This window comes from Photobacterium sp. ABD4_091, from assembly GCF_056160145.1.
Genome location: NZ_JBSWWQ010000004.1, coordinates 181,245 through 196,313, shown reverse-complemented (window position 1 = coordinate 196,313; position 15,069 = coordinate 181,245). Strand labels below are relative to the sequence as shown.

The 15,069-nt window shown below is 44.6% G+C and carries 24 protein-coding genes; 11 read left to right on the top strand and 13 right to left on the bottom strand.

Going from position 1 to position 15,069, the window contains the following annotated elements; all coding sequences use genetic code 11:
- Nucleotides 1-7 precede the first annotated feature (7 nt).
- From ACXAGQ_RS25270 to ACXAGQ_RS25250, 5 genes are read right to left on the bottom strand one after another with little or no spacing between them, the layout of a single operon-like run.
- Nucleotides 8-1,666: a rolling circle replication-associated protein gene (locus tag ACXAGQ_RS25270; RefSeq protein WP_475257670.1), complete on the bottom strand. Its 1,659-nt coding sequence runs from the start codon at nucleotides 1,664-1,666 to the stop codon at nucleotides 8-10.
- Nucleotides 1,666-2,079, bottom strand: a complete 414-nt coding sequence (locus tag ACXAGQ_RS25265) for a hypothetical protein (RefSeq protein ID WP_475257669.1) — start codon at nucleotides 2,077-2,079, stop codon at nucleotides 1,666-1,668. The genes ACXAGQ_RS25270 and ACXAGQ_RS25265 overlap by 1 nt, the downstream gene beginning before the upstream one ends.
- The gene (locus tag ACXAGQ_RS25260; protein WP_475257668.1) at nucleotides 2,072-2,284 is read right to left on the bottom strand and encodes a hypothetical protein; all 213 of its coding nucleotides are present in this window, start codon (nucleotides 2,282-2,284) and stop codon (nucleotides 2,072-2,074) included. Before ACXAGQ_RS25260 ends, ACXAGQ_RS25265 begins: the two co-directional genes overlap by 8 nt.
- A 2-nt stretch (nucleotides 2,285-2,286) precedes the next feature.
- Complete coding sequence (locus ACXAGQ_RS25255; RefSeq protein ID WP_475257667.1) at nucleotides 2,287-2,559, bottom strand: hypothetical protein; 273 nt, start codon at nucleotides 2,557-2,559, stop codon at nucleotides 2,287-2,289.
- Nucleotides 2,556-2,792 carry a hypothetical protein gene (locus tag ACXAGQ_RS25250; RefSeq protein WP_475257666.1) on the bottom strand — a complete coding sequence of 79 codons (237 nt, stop codon included), beginning with the start codon at nucleotides 2,790-2,792 and terminating at the stop codon, nucleotides 2,556-2,558. The genes ACXAGQ_RS25255 and ACXAGQ_RS25250 overlap by 4 nt, the downstream gene beginning before the upstream one ends.
- A 144-nt stretch (nucleotides 2,793-2,936) precedes the next feature.
- Here ACXAGQ_RS25250 and ACXAGQ_RS25245 point away from each other — a divergent pair, with 144 nt between their 5' ends.
- Both ACXAGQ_RS25245 and ACXAGQ_RS25240 read left to right on the top strand, forming a co-directional pair.
- A complete protein-coding gene (locus ACXAGQ_RS25245) occupies nucleotides 2,937-3,200 on the top strand; it encodes a transcriptional regulator (RefSeq protein WP_475257665.1) in 264 nt (87 codons plus the stop codon).
- Between the two features lie 162 nt (nucleotides 3,201-3,362).
- A complete protein-coding gene (locus ACXAGQ_RS25240; protein WP_475257664.1) occupies nucleotides 3,363-3,545 on the top strand; it encodes a helix-turn-helix domain-containing protein in 183 nt (60 codons plus the stop codon).
- 157 nt (nucleotides 3,546-3,702) lie between these two features.
- Here ACXAGQ_RS25240 and ACXAGQ_RS25235 read toward each other — a convergent pair whose 3' ends face one another.
- Nucleotides 3,703-4,032 (bottom strand): hypothetical protein, encoded by a 330-nt coding sequence (locus tag ACXAGQ_RS25235; protein ID WP_475257663.1) that lies wholly within the window; start codon nucleotides 4,030-4,032, stop codon nucleotides 3,703-3,705.
- Between the two features lie 476 nt (nucleotides 4,033-4,508).
- Entirely contained in the window at nucleotides 4,509-4,775 is a 267-nt protein-coding gene (locus ACXAGQ_RS25230) for a hypothetical protein (protein WP_475257662.1), read from the bottom strand.
- Nucleotides 4,776-5,019: 244 nt separating this feature from the next.
- On the opposite strand from ACXAGQ_RS25230, the gene ACXAGQ_RS25225 reads away from it, so the two are divergent.
- The 6 genes from ACXAGQ_RS25225 (at nucleotide 5,020) to ACXAGQ_RS25200 (ending at nucleotide 8,814) form a co-directional block, all read left to right on the top strand.
- Nucleotides 5,020-5,688: an outer membrane beta-barrel protein gene (locus ACXAGQ_RS25225; RefSeq protein ID WP_475257661.1), complete on the top strand. Its 669-nt coding sequence runs from the start codon at nucleotides 5,020-5,022 to the stop codon at nucleotides 5,686-5,688.
- 96 nt (nucleotides 5,689-5,784) lie between these two features.
- Nucleotides 5,785-6,132 (top strand): antibiotic biosynthesis monooxygenase family protein, encoded by a 348-nt coding sequence (locus ACXAGQ_RS25220; protein ID WP_475257660.1) that lies wholly within the window; start codon nucleotides 5,785-5,787, stop codon nucleotides 6,130-6,132.
- Between the two features lie 12 nt (nucleotides 6,133-6,144).
- Entirely contained in the window at nucleotides 6,145-6,807 is a 663-nt protein-coding gene (locus tag ACXAGQ_RS25215; RefSeq protein WP_475257659.1) for a hypothetical protein, read from the top strand.
- 147 nt (nucleotides 6,808-6,954) lie between these two features.
- Entirely contained in the window at nucleotides 6,955-7,716 is a 762-nt protein-coding gene (locus ACXAGQ_RS25210) for a winged helix-turn-helix domain-containing protein (RefSeq protein WP_475257658.1), read from the top strand.
- Nucleotides 7,709-8,155: a hypothetical protein gene (locus ACXAGQ_RS25205; protein WP_475257657.1), complete on the top strand. Its 447-nt coding sequence runs from the start codon at nucleotides 7,709-7,711 to the stop codon at nucleotides 8,153-8,155. The genes ACXAGQ_RS25210 and ACXAGQ_RS25205 overlap by 8 nt, the downstream gene beginning before the upstream one ends.
- Before the next feature lie 275 nt (nucleotides 8,156-8,430).
- Nucleotides 8,431-8,814: a response regulator gene (locus ACXAGQ_RS25200; protein WP_475257656.1), complete on the top strand. Its 384-nt coding sequence runs from the start codon at nucleotides 8,431-8,433 to the stop codon at nucleotides 8,812-8,814.
- A 63-nt stretch (nucleotides 8,815-8,877) separates the two neighbouring features.
- On the opposite strand, the gene ACXAGQ_RS25195 is transcribed toward ACXAGQ_RS25200, so the two are convergent.
- Nucleotides 8,878-9,603 carry a PilZ domain-containing protein gene (locus ACXAGQ_RS25195; RefSeq protein WP_475257655.1) on the bottom strand — a complete coding sequence of 242 codons (726 nt, stop codon included), beginning with the start codon at nucleotides 9,601-9,603 and terminating at the stop codon, nucleotides 8,878-8,880.
- A gap of 263 nt (nucleotides 9,604-9,866) precedes the next feature.
- Between ACXAGQ_RS25195 and ACXAGQ_RS25190 the strand changes: the two genes are divergently transcribed.
- Nucleotides 9,867-10,133: a hypothetical protein gene (locus ACXAGQ_RS25190; protein WP_475257654.1), complete on the top strand. Its 267-nt coding sequence runs from the start codon at nucleotides 9,867-9,869 to the stop codon at nucleotides 10,131-10,133.
- On the opposite strand, the gene ACXAGQ_RS25185 is transcribed toward ACXAGQ_RS25190, so the two are convergent.
- From ACXAGQ_RS25185 to matP, 4 genes are all read right to left on the bottom strand, one after another.
- Entirely contained in the window at nucleotides 10,130-10,630 is a 501-nt protein-coding gene (locus tag ACXAGQ_RS25185; RefSeq protein WP_475257652.1) for a PaaI family thioesterase, read from the bottom strand. The two genes, ACXAGQ_RS25190 and ACXAGQ_RS25185, sit on opposite strands and share 4 nt — an antisense overlap.
- Nucleotides 10,631-10,714: 84 nt before the next feature.
- Entirely contained in the window at nucleotides 10,715-11,116 is a 402-nt protein-coding gene (locus ACXAGQ_RS25180; RefSeq protein WP_475257650.1) for a PPC domain-containing DNA-binding protein, read from the bottom strand.
- An 81-nt stretch (nucleotides 11,117-11,197) separates the two neighbouring features.
- Nucleotides 11,198-11,512, bottom strand: a complete 315-nt coding sequence (locus ACXAGQ_RS25175) for a DUF3634 family protein (RefSeq protein ID WP_411184791.1) — start codon at nucleotides 11,510-11,512, stop codon at nucleotides 11,198-11,200.
- A gap of 163 nt (nucleotides 11,513-11,675) precedes the next feature.
- Nucleotides 11,676-12,128 (bottom strand): macrodomain Ter protein MatP, encoded by a 453-nt coding sequence (gene matP / locus ACXAGQ_RS25170; RefSeq protein WP_475257649.1) that lies wholly within the window; start codon nucleotides 12,126-12,128, stop codon nucleotides 11,676-11,678.
- 220 nt (nucleotides 12,129-12,348) lie between these two features.
- On the opposite strand from matP, the gene ACXAGQ_RS25165 reads away from it, so the two are divergent.
- Together ACXAGQ_RS25165 and fabA are read left to right on the top strand one after the other, a co-directional pair.
- The gene (locus ACXAGQ_RS25165; protein ID WP_475257648.1) at nucleotides 12,349-14,037 is read left to right on the top strand and encodes an AAA family ATPase; all 1,689 of its coding nucleotides are present in this window, start codon (nucleotides 12,349-12,351) and stop codon (nucleotides 14,035-14,037) included.
- Between the two features lie 68 nt (nucleotides 14,038-14,105).
- The gene (gene fabA, locus ACXAGQ_RS25160; RefSeq protein WP_475257646.1) at nucleotides 14,106-14,621 is read left to right on the top strand and encodes a 3-hydroxyacyl-[acyl-carrier-protein] dehydratase FabA; all 516 of its coding nucleotides are present in this window, start codon (nucleotides 14,106-14,108) and stop codon (nucleotides 14,619-14,621) included.
- Between the two features lie 202 nt (nucleotides 14,622-14,823).
- On the opposite strand, the gene rmf is transcribed toward fabA, so the two are convergent.
- A complete protein-coding gene (gene rmf / locus ACXAGQ_RS25155) occupies nucleotides 14,824-14,997 on the bottom strand; it encodes a ribosome modulation factor (RefSeq protein WP_082008520.1) in 174 nt (57 codons plus the stop codon).
- Nucleotides 14,998-15,069: the final 72 nt, after the last annotated feature.

Below are 15,069 nucleotides of genomic sequence, written 5' to 3'. Positions count from 1 at the left end.
GCGTCCTTTACGCGGCTAGTTGCTGATTTTGATACCATTCGAGATCAGCTTTGGCGGCTGACACATCGAGTTCGGTGGGTTCTTCCCTGTTTGGAGCAAGCGGGTCATTCAAGACTGATTCCCAATAAGCCTGTTTGAGCAAAAAGCGCTGGTACTGTTGGCTGTACTCTCGTTGGGCGATAGCTCTGGCTTCAGAAACGTTTTGCTGATAATCGAGATCATCATCTTTGGGCAGCATGGACCATCCTCGAGCACCTGCTGCCCAAAGCAGAAAATCGTAGGCTTTGTCTTCGGCCTGTTCGCCTTCAAACGACATACAGAACCGGTTCTTGGTACTGGCATGAATGCCACGCTGTTTGATTTGGTTATGGATGGCTTGCTGTTGGCCTTCAAGCCGGGTAATTAAGACGGTCAGCTTTTGGATTGCCGCCTTTGGTCGTTGGGCTTTTTTAGCAATCGCTTTGGCCTTAATGGCGCGTTCTTTTTGTTTATCCAAACGATAAAGGCTGCGCTGTAATGGCTTTTTCCAATGCTCCAGCCTGTAACCACACTCTTTGATGATCGCAGCCATGTTATGGGCTTCGAAATTGGCTAAACAATCCCAACCGGGGGCACGGCTACAACGAGCAATGTTATAGCGGTTGCCTTTGATTAACCCTTGGTCGGCGTTCTCACCTTTGGCGGCATAGCCAACAGCCTTAATGATGTAAGATCCAGCCGCTTTGGGTTGGCGGATTCGCTCCAAGTGGGCGAACCCATTACCCCAAATACCTTCTAATCGTTCAGACCAGGCTTGGAAATATTGCTTATCCACTTTCCAGTTCATGATTAAGTGGACGTGCGGATTGGGTTCACCATCATCATTGGCCGGACACTCAGCTACCCAGATGTAATGGAATGGCTCGGCTTTGCCATCGAGCTCGAACGGTTCGCCATCTGCATCAATGCCGTGCCAGCCACGCTGGAACATCTTTTTGATGCCATCAAGAAACCGCGAGACTTCACGGCCTAACGTAGTTTCACCACCAAAGATGGCGTTGCGCTGCTCAGTGGTAAAAGTCAGTGTAAGAAACGTGGTGAACCCTCCTTCACAAGCGGCAACATAAGCCCCCGACTCGAAAATCTTTGTTACGGCACGTTGGGTAAGTTTTTCGGTGTAGCGTTCACCGCTTTGCGGGTCTGGTGCATCACCCGGCCGGGTTTGGGTGTGGTGCAAAATGCGATAGCTGCCCGACCATTCACGGTGCATCAACCGGACGGTTGATAATCGCTTGTCCATAGGCGCATCAGGAAGATCATACAGGCGGTCATGGTTGTAGTGGGACTCGGTGCTGTCCAACTCGATATCACGGCGCTGTGACTTACGTAGCCTGCCCACACGGCTGGATAAATTAACCACTTTCGGGTGTGTCGGACTTTTGCGCCCTTGGACAGGCCTATTGTCTCCGTCACTTCGTGCCGCCGCTTCGCGGGCGTGTTCGGCGATCGCTTTAGTGCGCACATAGTGAAGTTGGGCAAACTGATTAAGTTTTTGCTGCTCGTGTTTTAACCACTCAGCGGAATTGGAACCAAAAAAACCAGCTTCATGGCTGGCAATGTTCTTTTTGGTAATGTCATGTGGCTGGACGGAGCCAGCCACATACAAGAGATCGTTTATGGGGAGCATCAAAGTCCTCCCATTTCTGTGACTGCTCGCCGGAACGCAACATAGATACGGCGAAACTCAGCAGCATCGTTAAGAAAAAATGCTGAAGCTTCTTTATCACCTAAACGCTGATGATGCCTGACTAATTCCATTGAACGATGCCACTCATCTAGTGCATGTTGCGCCATAAAGTCAGCCGTCACAGGCTTATCCAAAGGAATGGTCACATCATGTAATGGCATGGAAGAAACCGCCGCCCCCAACTTGGGGGCTTTGGCTACTTGCTTAGGGATTTGGCTTTGATAGGCTTGGTTGCTGCAATCACTACAACCACAAAAGTCACCACCACACTCGCACTTATCATCACCAAGATGACGGGCATCTGTATATGGTTTTACTGCTAAGCAATCTTGGCAAAGTACTTGGTTATGCATGGCCTGACTCCTTATCTAAACAGTCAGGGCAAACAATGAACCCCATTTCATCACGTTCGTAATACCCTGCAATAACACCACATGAGGAGCACTTAGTGCTGTCATCTGAGCAAGCATCACAAATCCAAACTGAAGAGTCGTCTGTTTGGTACTCGTAACATGCTTCAGGTTCACCGCAACACTGGCAGTTCATAATAATGCTCATGATTAAACCCCCTTGTGGAATTTTGCTAAGGCGGCTTGCAACTTGGGAGATTGAGGTACTGCGTGTTTTACTATTCGATTAACCATTACCTCATTTGCTGCAGCTTGGGCATCAGACAGCATCTTCGTTGTATTAGCTTCACGCCGACAAAAATATGCGTCATCTATTAGAATTGTCATTTGAAGAAAATGACCATAGCAAAATCGTCCTTTTCGGCTTGCTCGTTGCAGTTCGTAAAATGATTTGTATAGCTCGCGCATTGAAGGAAATTTCATCGTGCACCTCCTGCCATCAAATCACGGTTGTGTTGAAAGACGGCGAGTTGCTTGAGGTACTGGCGGTGCTCTTTGGCGCGTTGTTTGGTTGTTTTGAAGCCGAATTTTTCGCGCAGTTGGCGAACGGTTTCGAGAGATTTTTGAGTGAGTTCAGGTTTTGGATTAATACACCCAGCCATATCTGGGCAGGGTCGATGAATCGGATTTACAATAGCTTTTTTGACGTTGTCCATGTCTGTATCCCCATACAAGCAAGTTTTTGATATGCAACAATAGGATTAGTCAATATCAATTCGACGTCAACATGGCTTCAACTGTGGTTTTAGACATTTTGTTAGCCTAAAATTTAACAATTAGCTGATTTTCGTGGGTAATTTATGACTTACACAAATGAATTGTTGGATATGGTCAAAGCCAAGTACGGCCTGCCCTCGGACTATAAACTTGCCCAGAAACTTGGGGTAAGCCGCTCTCGTTTGAGTAAATGGAGAAATGAACTAAACTCTATGGATTGGGACGTTGCCTTTCAAGTCGCTGATTTACTTGAAATTAATGATCAAAAAGTAGTTTACGGGCTACTAGAAGACAAATATAAAAACCCCCGCCTTATCAATGCCTTAGGTGAAGGAAAGCCTGCATAGCCTTACAAATCAGTGGTTTACCACATGGTACATAATGCGCACTGAAGGGTGTAGCCACAAAGCTAAAGTGTCTCTTTTCTACAAAGTGAAAATGTCCTGTTTTTCCTATGTTGATCAGACCCTGTCTGATCTGTGTGAGATGAACTGAAGATGTTGGTAACCATGAATGATAAAGAGATTTTACGCCTGAGTGCTATCCGCGATGTGTGTGAACACCGTATTCGTCGTTCCGATGCTGCACGTATCCTTACACTCAGCGTTCGCCAGGTACAACGTTTAGTGACACGTTTTCGTGAATCCGGTGCCGCTGGTCTTGTCCATCAACGCCGAGGGAGACCGTCTTGATAGTAATTGTTATCGTTTGCTCAATCAAAAACCCCTGACTTTGGTTCAACATTAGCCTACGAAAAACTCACCAAGCGCCATGGCATTTGAGTCTCACGAGAGACTCTCCGCCAATGGATGATCACTTATTATTAAATTATTGAGACTTGTTCCTAAATCAAAATCCATATTCGCTGAATTCTTCATCAATTAACTGCTCAAAATCACGTAATTTAGTGAACATATAGGTAGCAAATATTTCAGCATCTAGGACAGTAAGCATTTGGTTTGATTGTTCAAGGTAAGATAAATAGCGAAGTAACGCCCAGCGGGTTGGATAATACGAAGTTAACAGTTCAAGTCCCTCCTCACCTACCTCAAGTTTGATCTTGTCGGCAATATTATCCAGTGTACTTAGTAGTTTATACCCATATTCAATGGCCTGTTTTTCTCCCATTTGGCAATTGTAAAACTGCATAAACTCACTAGTAATAATTGGCTTAATCATGACTTTACACTGCCAACGAATAGCTCCCTTTTGCTACTTTTAACCATCTTACGAGATGTATTTGAGCTTCTTCAGCGGGATTGTTTCACTGGCTACTATTCCTGCTTTTGTTGTTAATAAAGGTCACTATCATCGGCTTTTTGCATCATGACACACGCGTACAGGAAGAAATCAATGATGGTACTCGACACTTCTTGCCCACAATGGAACATATTGATTGAGTGTAGGCCAAACTTACTCCATAGCCTCAATATTTTGCTATGGTAAGCCGTAGCTTTGCCCGCAGGTCGAACAGTCCATCTCTAAAACGCATTTGAAAAGCCAAAGAAACGTACATGTGGGGATCCGTGGAGCTGAACTGATCTCTCCTGCTGAGCAGAATATGGCTTTCCGATAAAATTACAGTGTCACTAAGAGCTAAGCGCTAAACACAAAAAGTGACACTGTAATTCGTTATACTAACTTTACTCCTTTCCTTACTCCTTGCGCGAATAGTCGTGGCCTACTTCCATCCTTGCCATTGCCCTTATAATGGAAGTCGCCGTATCGTTATCTTGCATGTTGAGTTTCTGCTGCTCGCTAAAGCCAGACCACTTCGACACCATTTTCGAATAGTGCTTGCTGTTATTCTCTTTACTTGACGCGAAAGTATGAACAATATCGTGAATGTTGGTTTGGGAAGCCGAAATGCTGAACTTTCCCAAGAACCGGAGCTTTATTTGAAGTTTGTTTTTCGCTTTCATCCTCCCCTTTCTAAAAAGCACTATTCGTCTTTGTAACAAGGGATGTAATCATATGTTCTAGGGTGTTTTTCTTTTTTAACCAAGAATAAATTATAGTGCATCAGAGTTAACACCCTCAATTAAACGACTAAAAATCAGCACCTTGTAATAATTAATAAATTAATTCATATTAATTATCGCCAACAAATATTTCCATCTGCTTCGCTCTCATTTAATCTCCGCACCGCTTTAGGAGATGAACACAATGAAAAACACTTTACCTTTACTTGCCCTTGGCTGTGCCATTACAACATCAGCAATCGCAAGCCCTGTTGAGCTTCAGCAGAACTATTCTTACGTTTCGGCAGGTTACCAATATTCGCTATTTAGCGAATACCTTCCGACTGATCTAAACAGTCGCTATGACAACATGTCGGGTTACTATGCCCGGGCAAGTATCAACCCTGTTGGCCAGGTGTTCCTGGAAGGCCGTTACGATGATGTATCTCGCGATCGTCTTGGTTTCAGCCAGTCGCTAATAGGTCTGGGTTACTACACCCCAGTAGGTAAAAACAGCTCGCTTTACGCAATGCTTGGCGCTGAAAAACTATCGGCTGAATTCGACCTTTCGAACCCATTATTTTCAAATGTTTCGACAACCTATTCAGATACTGCATTTACCGCGGAGATCGGTGGTAAATTCAACCTTATCAAACGCTGGACAGCAGAGCCCGCTATTCGCATTGCGACCTTTGAAGAGACGCTGTACGAACTTCGTTTAGATAACCAAATTCACCTGTCAGATGCATGGAGCCTCGAAGCAAATGTTGCTCACCGCGCTATTGATTTAGGTAGCACTGCAGTGGCTGAGCTGCCGGTATTGAAAGAGATGAACTTCCGACTTGGCGCTAGATATCAGTTTAATATTTCATAATTCAACGATAATTAATATTAATTAACTGACAATTTGGGTTTTCTAATTATTGTATGTGCTAAATTTCGAACGCTATACAATAACAAGGAGATCCAAATGCTCAGTAAAGTCATCCCCACCCTACTTTTTGCCGCAGCCATTGCTTCAGCCAGTGCAGAAGTCACTCTCATCAATCCTTTACATGTCCCAGAAGCTCATCAACAGGCAGTACTCGAGCATTGGGAGCAAGCGAGGGACTTTCTCGAAATCCAACCCGGCTATATTTCGACAAGTTTACACCGCTCTATCCAACCAAATAGCCAATTTCACTACATCAATGTCGCAAAATGGGATTCTGTAGAAGATTTCCAATCTGCGATTCGTGCAATGAACAAGTCAGTATCACCTTTGGACATCCCCGGCGTAGAGTTTTACCCGTCATTATATGAAGTCATCAGAAACTAAAAGGAATTTAGTATGAAGCTATTGAAATTTGCACCTCTTGCACTTGGTTTAGCACTGTCAGCTACTCCTGCTCACAGCGCTGCCTATGGTGTCAGTCTTGAATGGAATACAAGTGATGCGCAGGCCGTTTTTGAAGGCATGAGTGCCCAACGCAGCGAATTTTCGAAACTGGTAGAACAAGGTGTTATCCATGATCTCTTTGTTCGACATTCGACGATCGATGGCAAGCAATTTCCAATCATCAACTTTGTTATGGAAGCCGACTCTGCCGAACAGGTACTAAAAAGCCTTGAGCCGTTGCCTTTCTTCAAAGATGACGTCGTAAAAGTCAGTGAGATCAGGGATATTGGCACTAAATGGCTGGACAAGGAAATGGTTCAAAACACCTACTCGCTAGAGCTTACTTGGTTAGAACCGCAACAAAACTTATTGGTAGATCAAATACTGGGCAAAGATCTGCAAAAAGTCGTCAATTGGAACGCGCAAGGCATTGTCACATCGGCTTATCTCAGCGTCCAGGAATTTGATGGCAATATGAAGCAACCAACCTACTCGATTGCTGTTCAAGCCAAAGATGAAGAGCATCTTCAAGAAATAGCTCAAGAGCTTGAAGCCGTTAAGACCGGAAGCGCCTCGTATAACATCATGTACCTTGGCTATAAGTTAAACATTTAGTGCATCAAAAGCCGGGCTTTGACCAAAGCTCGGCCTTACACAGCGATATCGTTATTCAAATCTTAGATTTTTACCCTTCGCAACATTGTTTTGAGCTATGTGTTCCCCTAAAATCCCCAGCTCAAAGTGGTGAATATGAGGAAAATAATGCGTGACATAACAACACCGGTTTTACTCGGGGATTTTAAAATTGACCCTGTTACACAAGTATTGATCCGCACCACTGATCATCAAAGTGTCAAACTTTCGCGCTCGGAATCCTTAATTATCTGTATGTTAGCGGAACAGCCTAATGTCGCTGTCAGCCGTGATACACTGCTAGAAACTTGTTGGACTGGCAAGGTTGTCACGAACGGCTCCCTTACCGTAGCAATAAAACATATTCGCTCTGCCTTTTCCCAGCTAGGTGCCGATGACGTCATTGTGACAGAGCCGAAAAAAGGCTACCTGATCCGCGTAAACACGAAGAAAAAAACCGGCGATATTGCTAATGAAGAGCCACCAGCAATATCGGATCTCACCGATCTAGCTGAGTCAGATGCCGTAGATAGCTCCGTAGAGCAAGTCACCAGGCAACCAGTAGGTATTAACCTAACTTCACGGTTATTTACACTCTCCCAGCGTTACCTCGTCACAATAGTGGCGTTTTTCTTAACGGTTTTTACTTTGTCTCAAATGGCTCTGTTCGTTGAGAGCACCCGAATCGACAAGCATTCGGTACTTTACGATGGCCAAGCAATTCCACCAGCCGTTGTAAATGCAATCAAAAGCAATGCTGATCCTAAAGCCCGAATGATCGCTTATCCTGTAGGTGGCATGTGTGACAGTTACCAGCTGATCGCCATTGATAAACAAACTGGTTTTACCGATCTATCTTCACGCATCGAACAAGGTGATTGCCATGGGTAATTTCATGAAGAAGGCTTTATTGGGTGTTTTCTTAGGTTTAGTTTTTACGCTATGTATAGGGGTTGCTTCAGCACTCACTACGAATAGCCGGTATCAATTCGAATCTAGCTATCCCGGCGTCGGTCATGAACGACTTGCAACAGTTATGACCCACGGCCGTATCAAGATGAACTTCCTTGGCTATAACACTGCAGACAAAATCACGATTGCCAAGCAATTCTATGGCCTTTTCTTACGCTATGGCTCTCACTATCTGGTGATTGCCAAAGAGCAAGATACGGCCGACAACAGACAGTCTCTGACTGCACGTAGTTTTTATATCATCGAATCCGCCGACAAAGCCGCGTTTATTTCTGATCAACGAGGCATGTTCATCACCAGAGATAACCGACCACTATATTTAAACAGTGTGATGATCGGAAGCCCTCTCGTCAGCTAAAGCAAAGAAGCTATCAATTGGGTAGCTTCTTTTATCGCCTTATTAGCCCTACTATTTATACCGATTTTAATTGATTTAAAAATAGACAACTAAAAAATTATAGTGCGTTAGAGGTATTGTATTACAGACAGAGATCACAATAATTTTCATTATTGCATCAGTTGATTACTGTATTTCCCTATCATAATATTACTCAAGCACCTGTCGTTATCTTGGGATACATAAGTGCTTTTGTTGTACTTAGCGATAACACGATGAGTTTAAGGAAAAACAGTATGAATAAGTTTCTCATCATTGAAGATAATAAAATGATGGCCAAAATTATGGCCGAGCTGCTAAGAAAAAGCGTCCCTATCCAAAAGCTGCTTTACGCACCCACTGCGCAACACGCCTATAATACCTTGCTTAAGAATAAGGTTGATTGTGTGTTTCTCGATCTTAACTTATGCAAACCATTAGATGGTATCGACGTTTTGCAATATATTCGGCAGCAATACCCCTCTCTGCCCGTGGTTATTGTAACAGGTGATAGTGAAATGGATACGGTTAAGCGAGTCATTTCCCATAAGCCTAACGATTATTTGGTTAAACCGCTTTCAATGCAAAAGGTTCAACGCTGTCTTGAAAAGCTGAATATATTGCAGTTGAGTGACGATTGATCCCAATAACTTGTGACAGTGTCATGTTTTGATCGTCAAGGCCAAGAATAAGTGACGCTGTCGTTATGGCTTAAATGACAGCTTAGCCCCATCAAAAATAAGTTTATTCATCAAATCTCTCACCGCTTGCTGCCCTCGCTCGTCAAACTCTATCCCAAGCTGCTTATTGACACCTAGTTGCTGACGATTACACACTTTTCCCGAAAGTGGATACACCGCCTCTGTTTGGGGATGCCGAACTTCCACAGTCACAACTTGATTAATCTCTATCAGAGGTCCATTCGCCTCGATAAAAAAACTGCAACCAGACGACGAAAGATCTTTAAGCATGACGTTAAGTGCCCGTGAAGGAAGAATGATTTTACCTTCAAGATTCACATTGTAACGGGGTTCTTTGCGAAGCTGAACGACGTCGATTTGCGGTGGGATATCAACGACCAATAGCGGAACCGGATCCAACAGAATATGGCTGATCTTCGTTCTAACATTAACCAGAGCACCTTCTCCTTTTTCTGAAACCGCTTTAATCGTCATACGGTAACCCAATTGGAAAAATTGCTCTCTTTCTACTTTATTGACTTTAGGTAGTTCGATAAACAACTTATCTTTACCATTGGTACCAATAAAGATGGAACTGACTTGATATAACCGCCCCACTGGCGTTTTTACACTCAGCGTTATTTCACTACCATGGGTAATTTCCATCAAACCTGGTAGCGAAGGTTTAGACTGCTCCCTCATGCGATTTTCCATCGCTCGTCGTTTAACTTGACTTAGTTGCTGGTTCACCCTTAATCCTTACTACCCAACTTTAGCGCTAATACTGAATTCTAATCGTTGTCGAGCTGTATCGACAATAGCCCAAAGCAGCAAATAATCGCTACCGGGTATAATGCTTGGTTGAATTATTAATATCGTTCATTGTTAGGAAACTGTGTTTTGATTGCAAAATTGATTTTCCAATAATATTTCTCCCGCAAGAAAAGCCATCAAAGATATTGACAGAAATATCGGTTCGACCATAATGCTATCTTTTAAGCGTTATTCTACTCATGGCAATTACAATAAGAGATATCGACAATCACTATTACATGATCGAAGAACTGAAGTCGATTACTGAGAGCAACGTCACAACCAAAGCATTAATCAAAGGCGGCTATATGGCCGTCGAACTTGGAAAGGAATTAGAACAAGAAAGGGAAAAAAGAATAAAGGCAGAGCAAGCTTTGGACGAGCTACAACAAAAAATAAAACACTACCTTGCCAGCCATCAAGCTTTACTCGACGTTGCTACATCTGAACGCAAAAAAGCTCGCTAAACGGACATCCACTTTTTAGGGACTCTAACAGCCGTCAGGCTCGCTTCTACGGCTGTTTTCCCATTGGCAGTAAGACGACATGTCAACTCGGTTGTACGCTCCTCGAATGCCACCACAACCGCTTCCAATACGATTTCGGCGTCAATAGAAACGGGACGCAGGTATTGCAAAGACAGACTGCCCGTTGCATACCATATCTGCTCCCCTTCACCGATTTCCCTCCCAGAGCGCCTGTAAGCGTCTGCCATGGCGGTACAAATACAATGGCAATCAATCACAGTAGCAATAATGCCACCATTTAGAAAATGCGTAGGAGCTGCACAGTGGTGAGCTTCAGGCGTAAACCTACAACATGCTGTCGTAGCATCTGCGCCCCAATAACTTTGGATCTTAAGCCCGTGGGAGTTTTCTGTCCCGCACCCGAAACAATGATTCCCTGTTATCTGGGCTTGAAACGATAAAGCATCGCCTTCCCGTTTTTCTGTGGCCTCATCCATTCCTTTACCTCCCGTATATACACATTCTTAATACTAACAAGTATATACAGCTCAGCTACAGATGTAGGCATCCGTGTTATAACGCTAACCTATTTGCCTTACCACCAGCTCTGTAAACCCGGTAGTATCGTCTTGCTCACGCGAGAATGACAAATTGGTATATTCAGCCAAGCAAACCTCTGCGGTAAAAGAAACGATTGAGCCATCTTGGAGATGTCCGCCATAAACACGGCCCGTTTTATCAGCAACAGAAATGTGCAAATGCACATGACCTGGAGTCAAAGTCCCGCTGAGTGTCAAAATTTCTAATGGTCCTGCAAGCTCCAGGCTTTCAGACTCATTGGCAAGCCGTATAGACGCATGAGAGAGGCAACCGACACAACTTAACAGTGACCCTGCTTTAATGTCTTTTTGCTCCACATAGGCCAAAATAGACTGCTTCAAATCGGTGCCAAGTGTTAAACGAAATGCATGAGGTGTAAGCATTTGGGTTACCTTTATCTATCTGTACAAAAAAGCTCCCCGTTTTGGAGAGCTTTCTAAAATCAATGATGGCCATCATGGGAGTTAAGCACGTCTTCCGCGCTTCTTAGAGCCACCACTATAAGGGAATACATTGTGGATGCGCTGTTTAACTTTAGAGGGCACCGACTTTGAGAACACCAGCTTAGTGGTAAAGCGATTCTTATAAACTTTGATCCTGCCAGAGAATGGCTGCTTATGCGCAATATCTTTACAGCCCGCCAAAAAGCCATTGGGTATCTGACCTTTCTGCTGGGTGAGCTTTCCATCTTCGAAGGTCAGCACCATGATCGGCCGATCCTTGAACACAAAGACAAAGACAATAACGGCAAGGGCAATCACATAAAGCACGAATTCCATGCATAGCTCCTTTATAAGTTCCTTTTCATGCCTAGCTCTACAAAATGGTCGATAAAAGATACACGTAGAAACCAGCACACCTCAGTCATATTTTACAACATGTTAGCTGTACGCGCCTGAGCCCAGTTAACAACTCTGCGACAAACACCGCTCCCCGTTAGGCTTACTCTAGGTCAAGCAACTCATGAAGATCGTGCTTCAAATCCAGTACCTTTCTACTCGCCTGCTCAGTCTTGTTCGACTCACTCAGCAAGTACTCAATGGTGTCAGACAAGGTACAGTCTAGCTCTTTGGACTTTTCCGCCAACTTCTCCCATACACGGAAATCCAGATCAATCGATTTCTTGCGGGTGTGAACTTGTTCGGCATTGAAATGACGCTTTCGCTTAGCACGGATAGCCTGTTTAAGCTTTTTATCCAGCTCAGGCGACATATGGGTATCTATCCACTTGAGTACCTTGGTTGGCTCATGTTCGATAGCGAGGAGTTCATCAACAGCGGCTTTTGCTTCACTGGTATCTATATACCCGGTGATCGCCTCACCTTCTTTCCATTTTTTTACTAGGTAATTCCATTTCCATCCGGCTTCAAGGTTTTCAAGCTGCTGATATTTCATAGTCGTCAGAGATTCTCGATAAGTCTAAACTTAAGTGGTGACAGTGTAACTGTAAGACTGCCAAAGCTCAATTCCATTTTGAACTTTAAGCGTTTGTTTTTAAGCCGATCTCAACTGAACTGCAAATCGTGTCAATTACATTACACACTAAGCTATTATGAGGCCATTGATTCATTTATACTGCTGACTTTTTCACATTAACGAAATAAAGCACACGCCCATGCATGAACAAAACTGGCGCTCGATGACTCCAGACTACTCTCAGTACCAAGCCATCCTTGAACAGTACGATGATCTTCTTCCGGCAAAAACAGGAACCTTGCAAGATCGTCTTTCAGATGCTGTGCGCCGGTTTACTGCAGTTGAACTTCAACCACGAGTTCTGCGTATCACGGCACCTGACAACAAGGTATACCGTGATTATGTCATTGAGCTGATTTCACAACAAGCCGAAGCCAAGAATGAGTCACCGGTTATTGTTGCTGGCGAGAACGTTACCGAACAAAGTTTGTTTGGCGCCGTTTATCCCCCAGTTGAAGAAAACAAGATCAACAAACAGCAGGTGAAGCACGGGCTCGTTCACCAAGCCAACAATGGCTACCTAGTGCTGTCCGTCGGTGCCATTCTTGCCAACCCTAGCCTTTGGCCTCGCCTGAAAAGCATTTTGATGAACGGCACGCTGGAATGGCAAGCGGCTTCTAACAAGTCGTTATATCCACTGCCACCAGCAGAACAGCTCAATATCAAGCTAGTGCTAATTGGCGACCGCTTCCTGATGGCCGAGCTGGAAAATGCCGAACCTGATATTTCTTCTGGCTTTACCATGTACGGTGAGTTCGAGCAGGACTTGGTGATCAATAAAGATAACCTGCCGCTTTATCTTGCCTACCTAAAAGCAATTATCAAAAAAGCCTCATTGCCTGATCTTGCCGATACACAAGCACTAGAGATGGTGCTAAAAACCGGTGCTCGCTACGCTGAAGACCAAACTCGTGTACCACTTTGTCCTATTTGGCACCAAAGCCTGTTGTGTGAAGCCGCGTTGGAGTCTCAGGGTAGCAAAATCAGTGCTAAGCACCTGAAAGATTCTATTGAGGCCCGTGAATACCGCGAGTCTTACCTGCCAGAGCGGGCAATTGAAGACATCCACCATGGTCAGGTTGTTATTAACTGCCAGGGAGAGGAAGTGGGCCAGGTCAATGGCCTGACTGTGGTTGAAGTGCCAGGCCACCCTCGCGCCTATGGTGAGCCGGCGCGTATTTCTTGTGTCGTCCACTTTGGTGACGGTGATATCTCGGATGTTGAACGTAAAGCTGAACTGGGCGGCAATATCCACGCCAAAGGCATGATGATCATGCAAGCCTTCCTAAGTACTGCACTGGATCTCGATCAACCACTTCCGTTTTCGGCCTCTATCGTATTCGAGCAATCCTATTCAGAAGTCGATGGCGACAGTGCTTCTTTAGCAGAGCTATGCTCTCTGGTTTCGGCCCTTTCAATGCAGCCAATTAACCAACAAATCGCGGTTACAGGTGCTGTAGACCAATTTGGACGTGTACAGGCTGTTGGCGGTATTAACGAGAAAATCGAAGGTTTCTATAAGGTGTGCGCATTCCGTGGCCTTACCGGTAACCAGGGTGTCATATTACCGAAAACAAACTTAACTAACCTATGCCTTAATGACGAAGTGTTAGATGCCATTAAAGCCGGGAAATTCCACTTGTGGACCGCTGAAAGCGTTGATGACGCACTACCTCTACTTACCGGCCAAGCATTCCGCAGTGATGATGAGGATGCTGATACCTTATTAGCGAAAATCGCTGAGCGAATTGATATCTTCCATAACGGTGAAATAGTTAAGCATGTCGGCTTGTTAACGCGACTTCGCCACTGGTTTGTCCAGCACTGATCCGAGTTGTCTGGCGTACATGTGTAAGCTAAATTGCCTCCATACTTTTTAAGGAGCTTTAAAGTCTGATGAAACGCCAGCAATCTTATAATTACGACGAACTTGTTGCATGTGGTAAAGGCGAACTTTACGGTCCTGCTTTTCCATCCTTGCCATCTGACAACATGCTGATGATCGACCGTATTGTAAACATCACCGACAAAGGTGGTGATCACGGTAAAGGTTTCATCCAAGCAGAACTCGATATCCGCCCTGACCTATGGTTCTTCGATTGTCACTTCAAAGGTGACCCTGTAATGCCTGGCTGCCTTGGCCTTGATGCAATGTGGCAGCTAGTAGGCTTCTTCCTAGGTTGGGCTGGCGGCGAAGGCAAAGGCCGTGCTCTGGGCGTAGGCGAAGTGAAATTTACTGGCCAGATCCTACCTGAAGCGAAAAAAGTAACCTATGAAATCCAGCTTAAGCGTGTTATCAACCGCAAGCTAATCATGGGTGTTGCAGACGGTCGTGTCTTGGTTGATGGCAAAGAGATTTACGTTGCTAAAGATCTGAAAGTTGGCCTATTCAAAGATACGTCATCGTTCTAATCAAACTCAGTTCTGAGTATCTAAAGGTCGCCACTGGCGGCCTTTTTTGGCTCCTAAGTTCCTAGATCCTAGTTACTAGAAAATCAAATACTTTGGCCTTAGCTTCCCTAGGATCTAGGGTCTAGCCACCTAGGAACTCTGAAATAGAAAGAGCCCCTGTTCCTAAGAGGGGCTCAATAAGGGAGATATGAAGGGAGGTTTATTATTTAAACAGGCCAGATTGCAGATCTTCTCTTGCTTCTCGCCAGCCACCTAGCCAGTTCGTACGGGCCTCTGTCGATTGGTACGGACAGTCTTCACTGGAACGACCATTTATGCCAGCCTTATAGCCTTGAGATTGTGCGCGCTCCAGACGATCCCGCTTTTGTCTCTTCATAAGTTCGATCCTCATCCTTATCATTTACATTCATTACTATTGCATAATGATGGAGCTATGGTGTCTCCACTA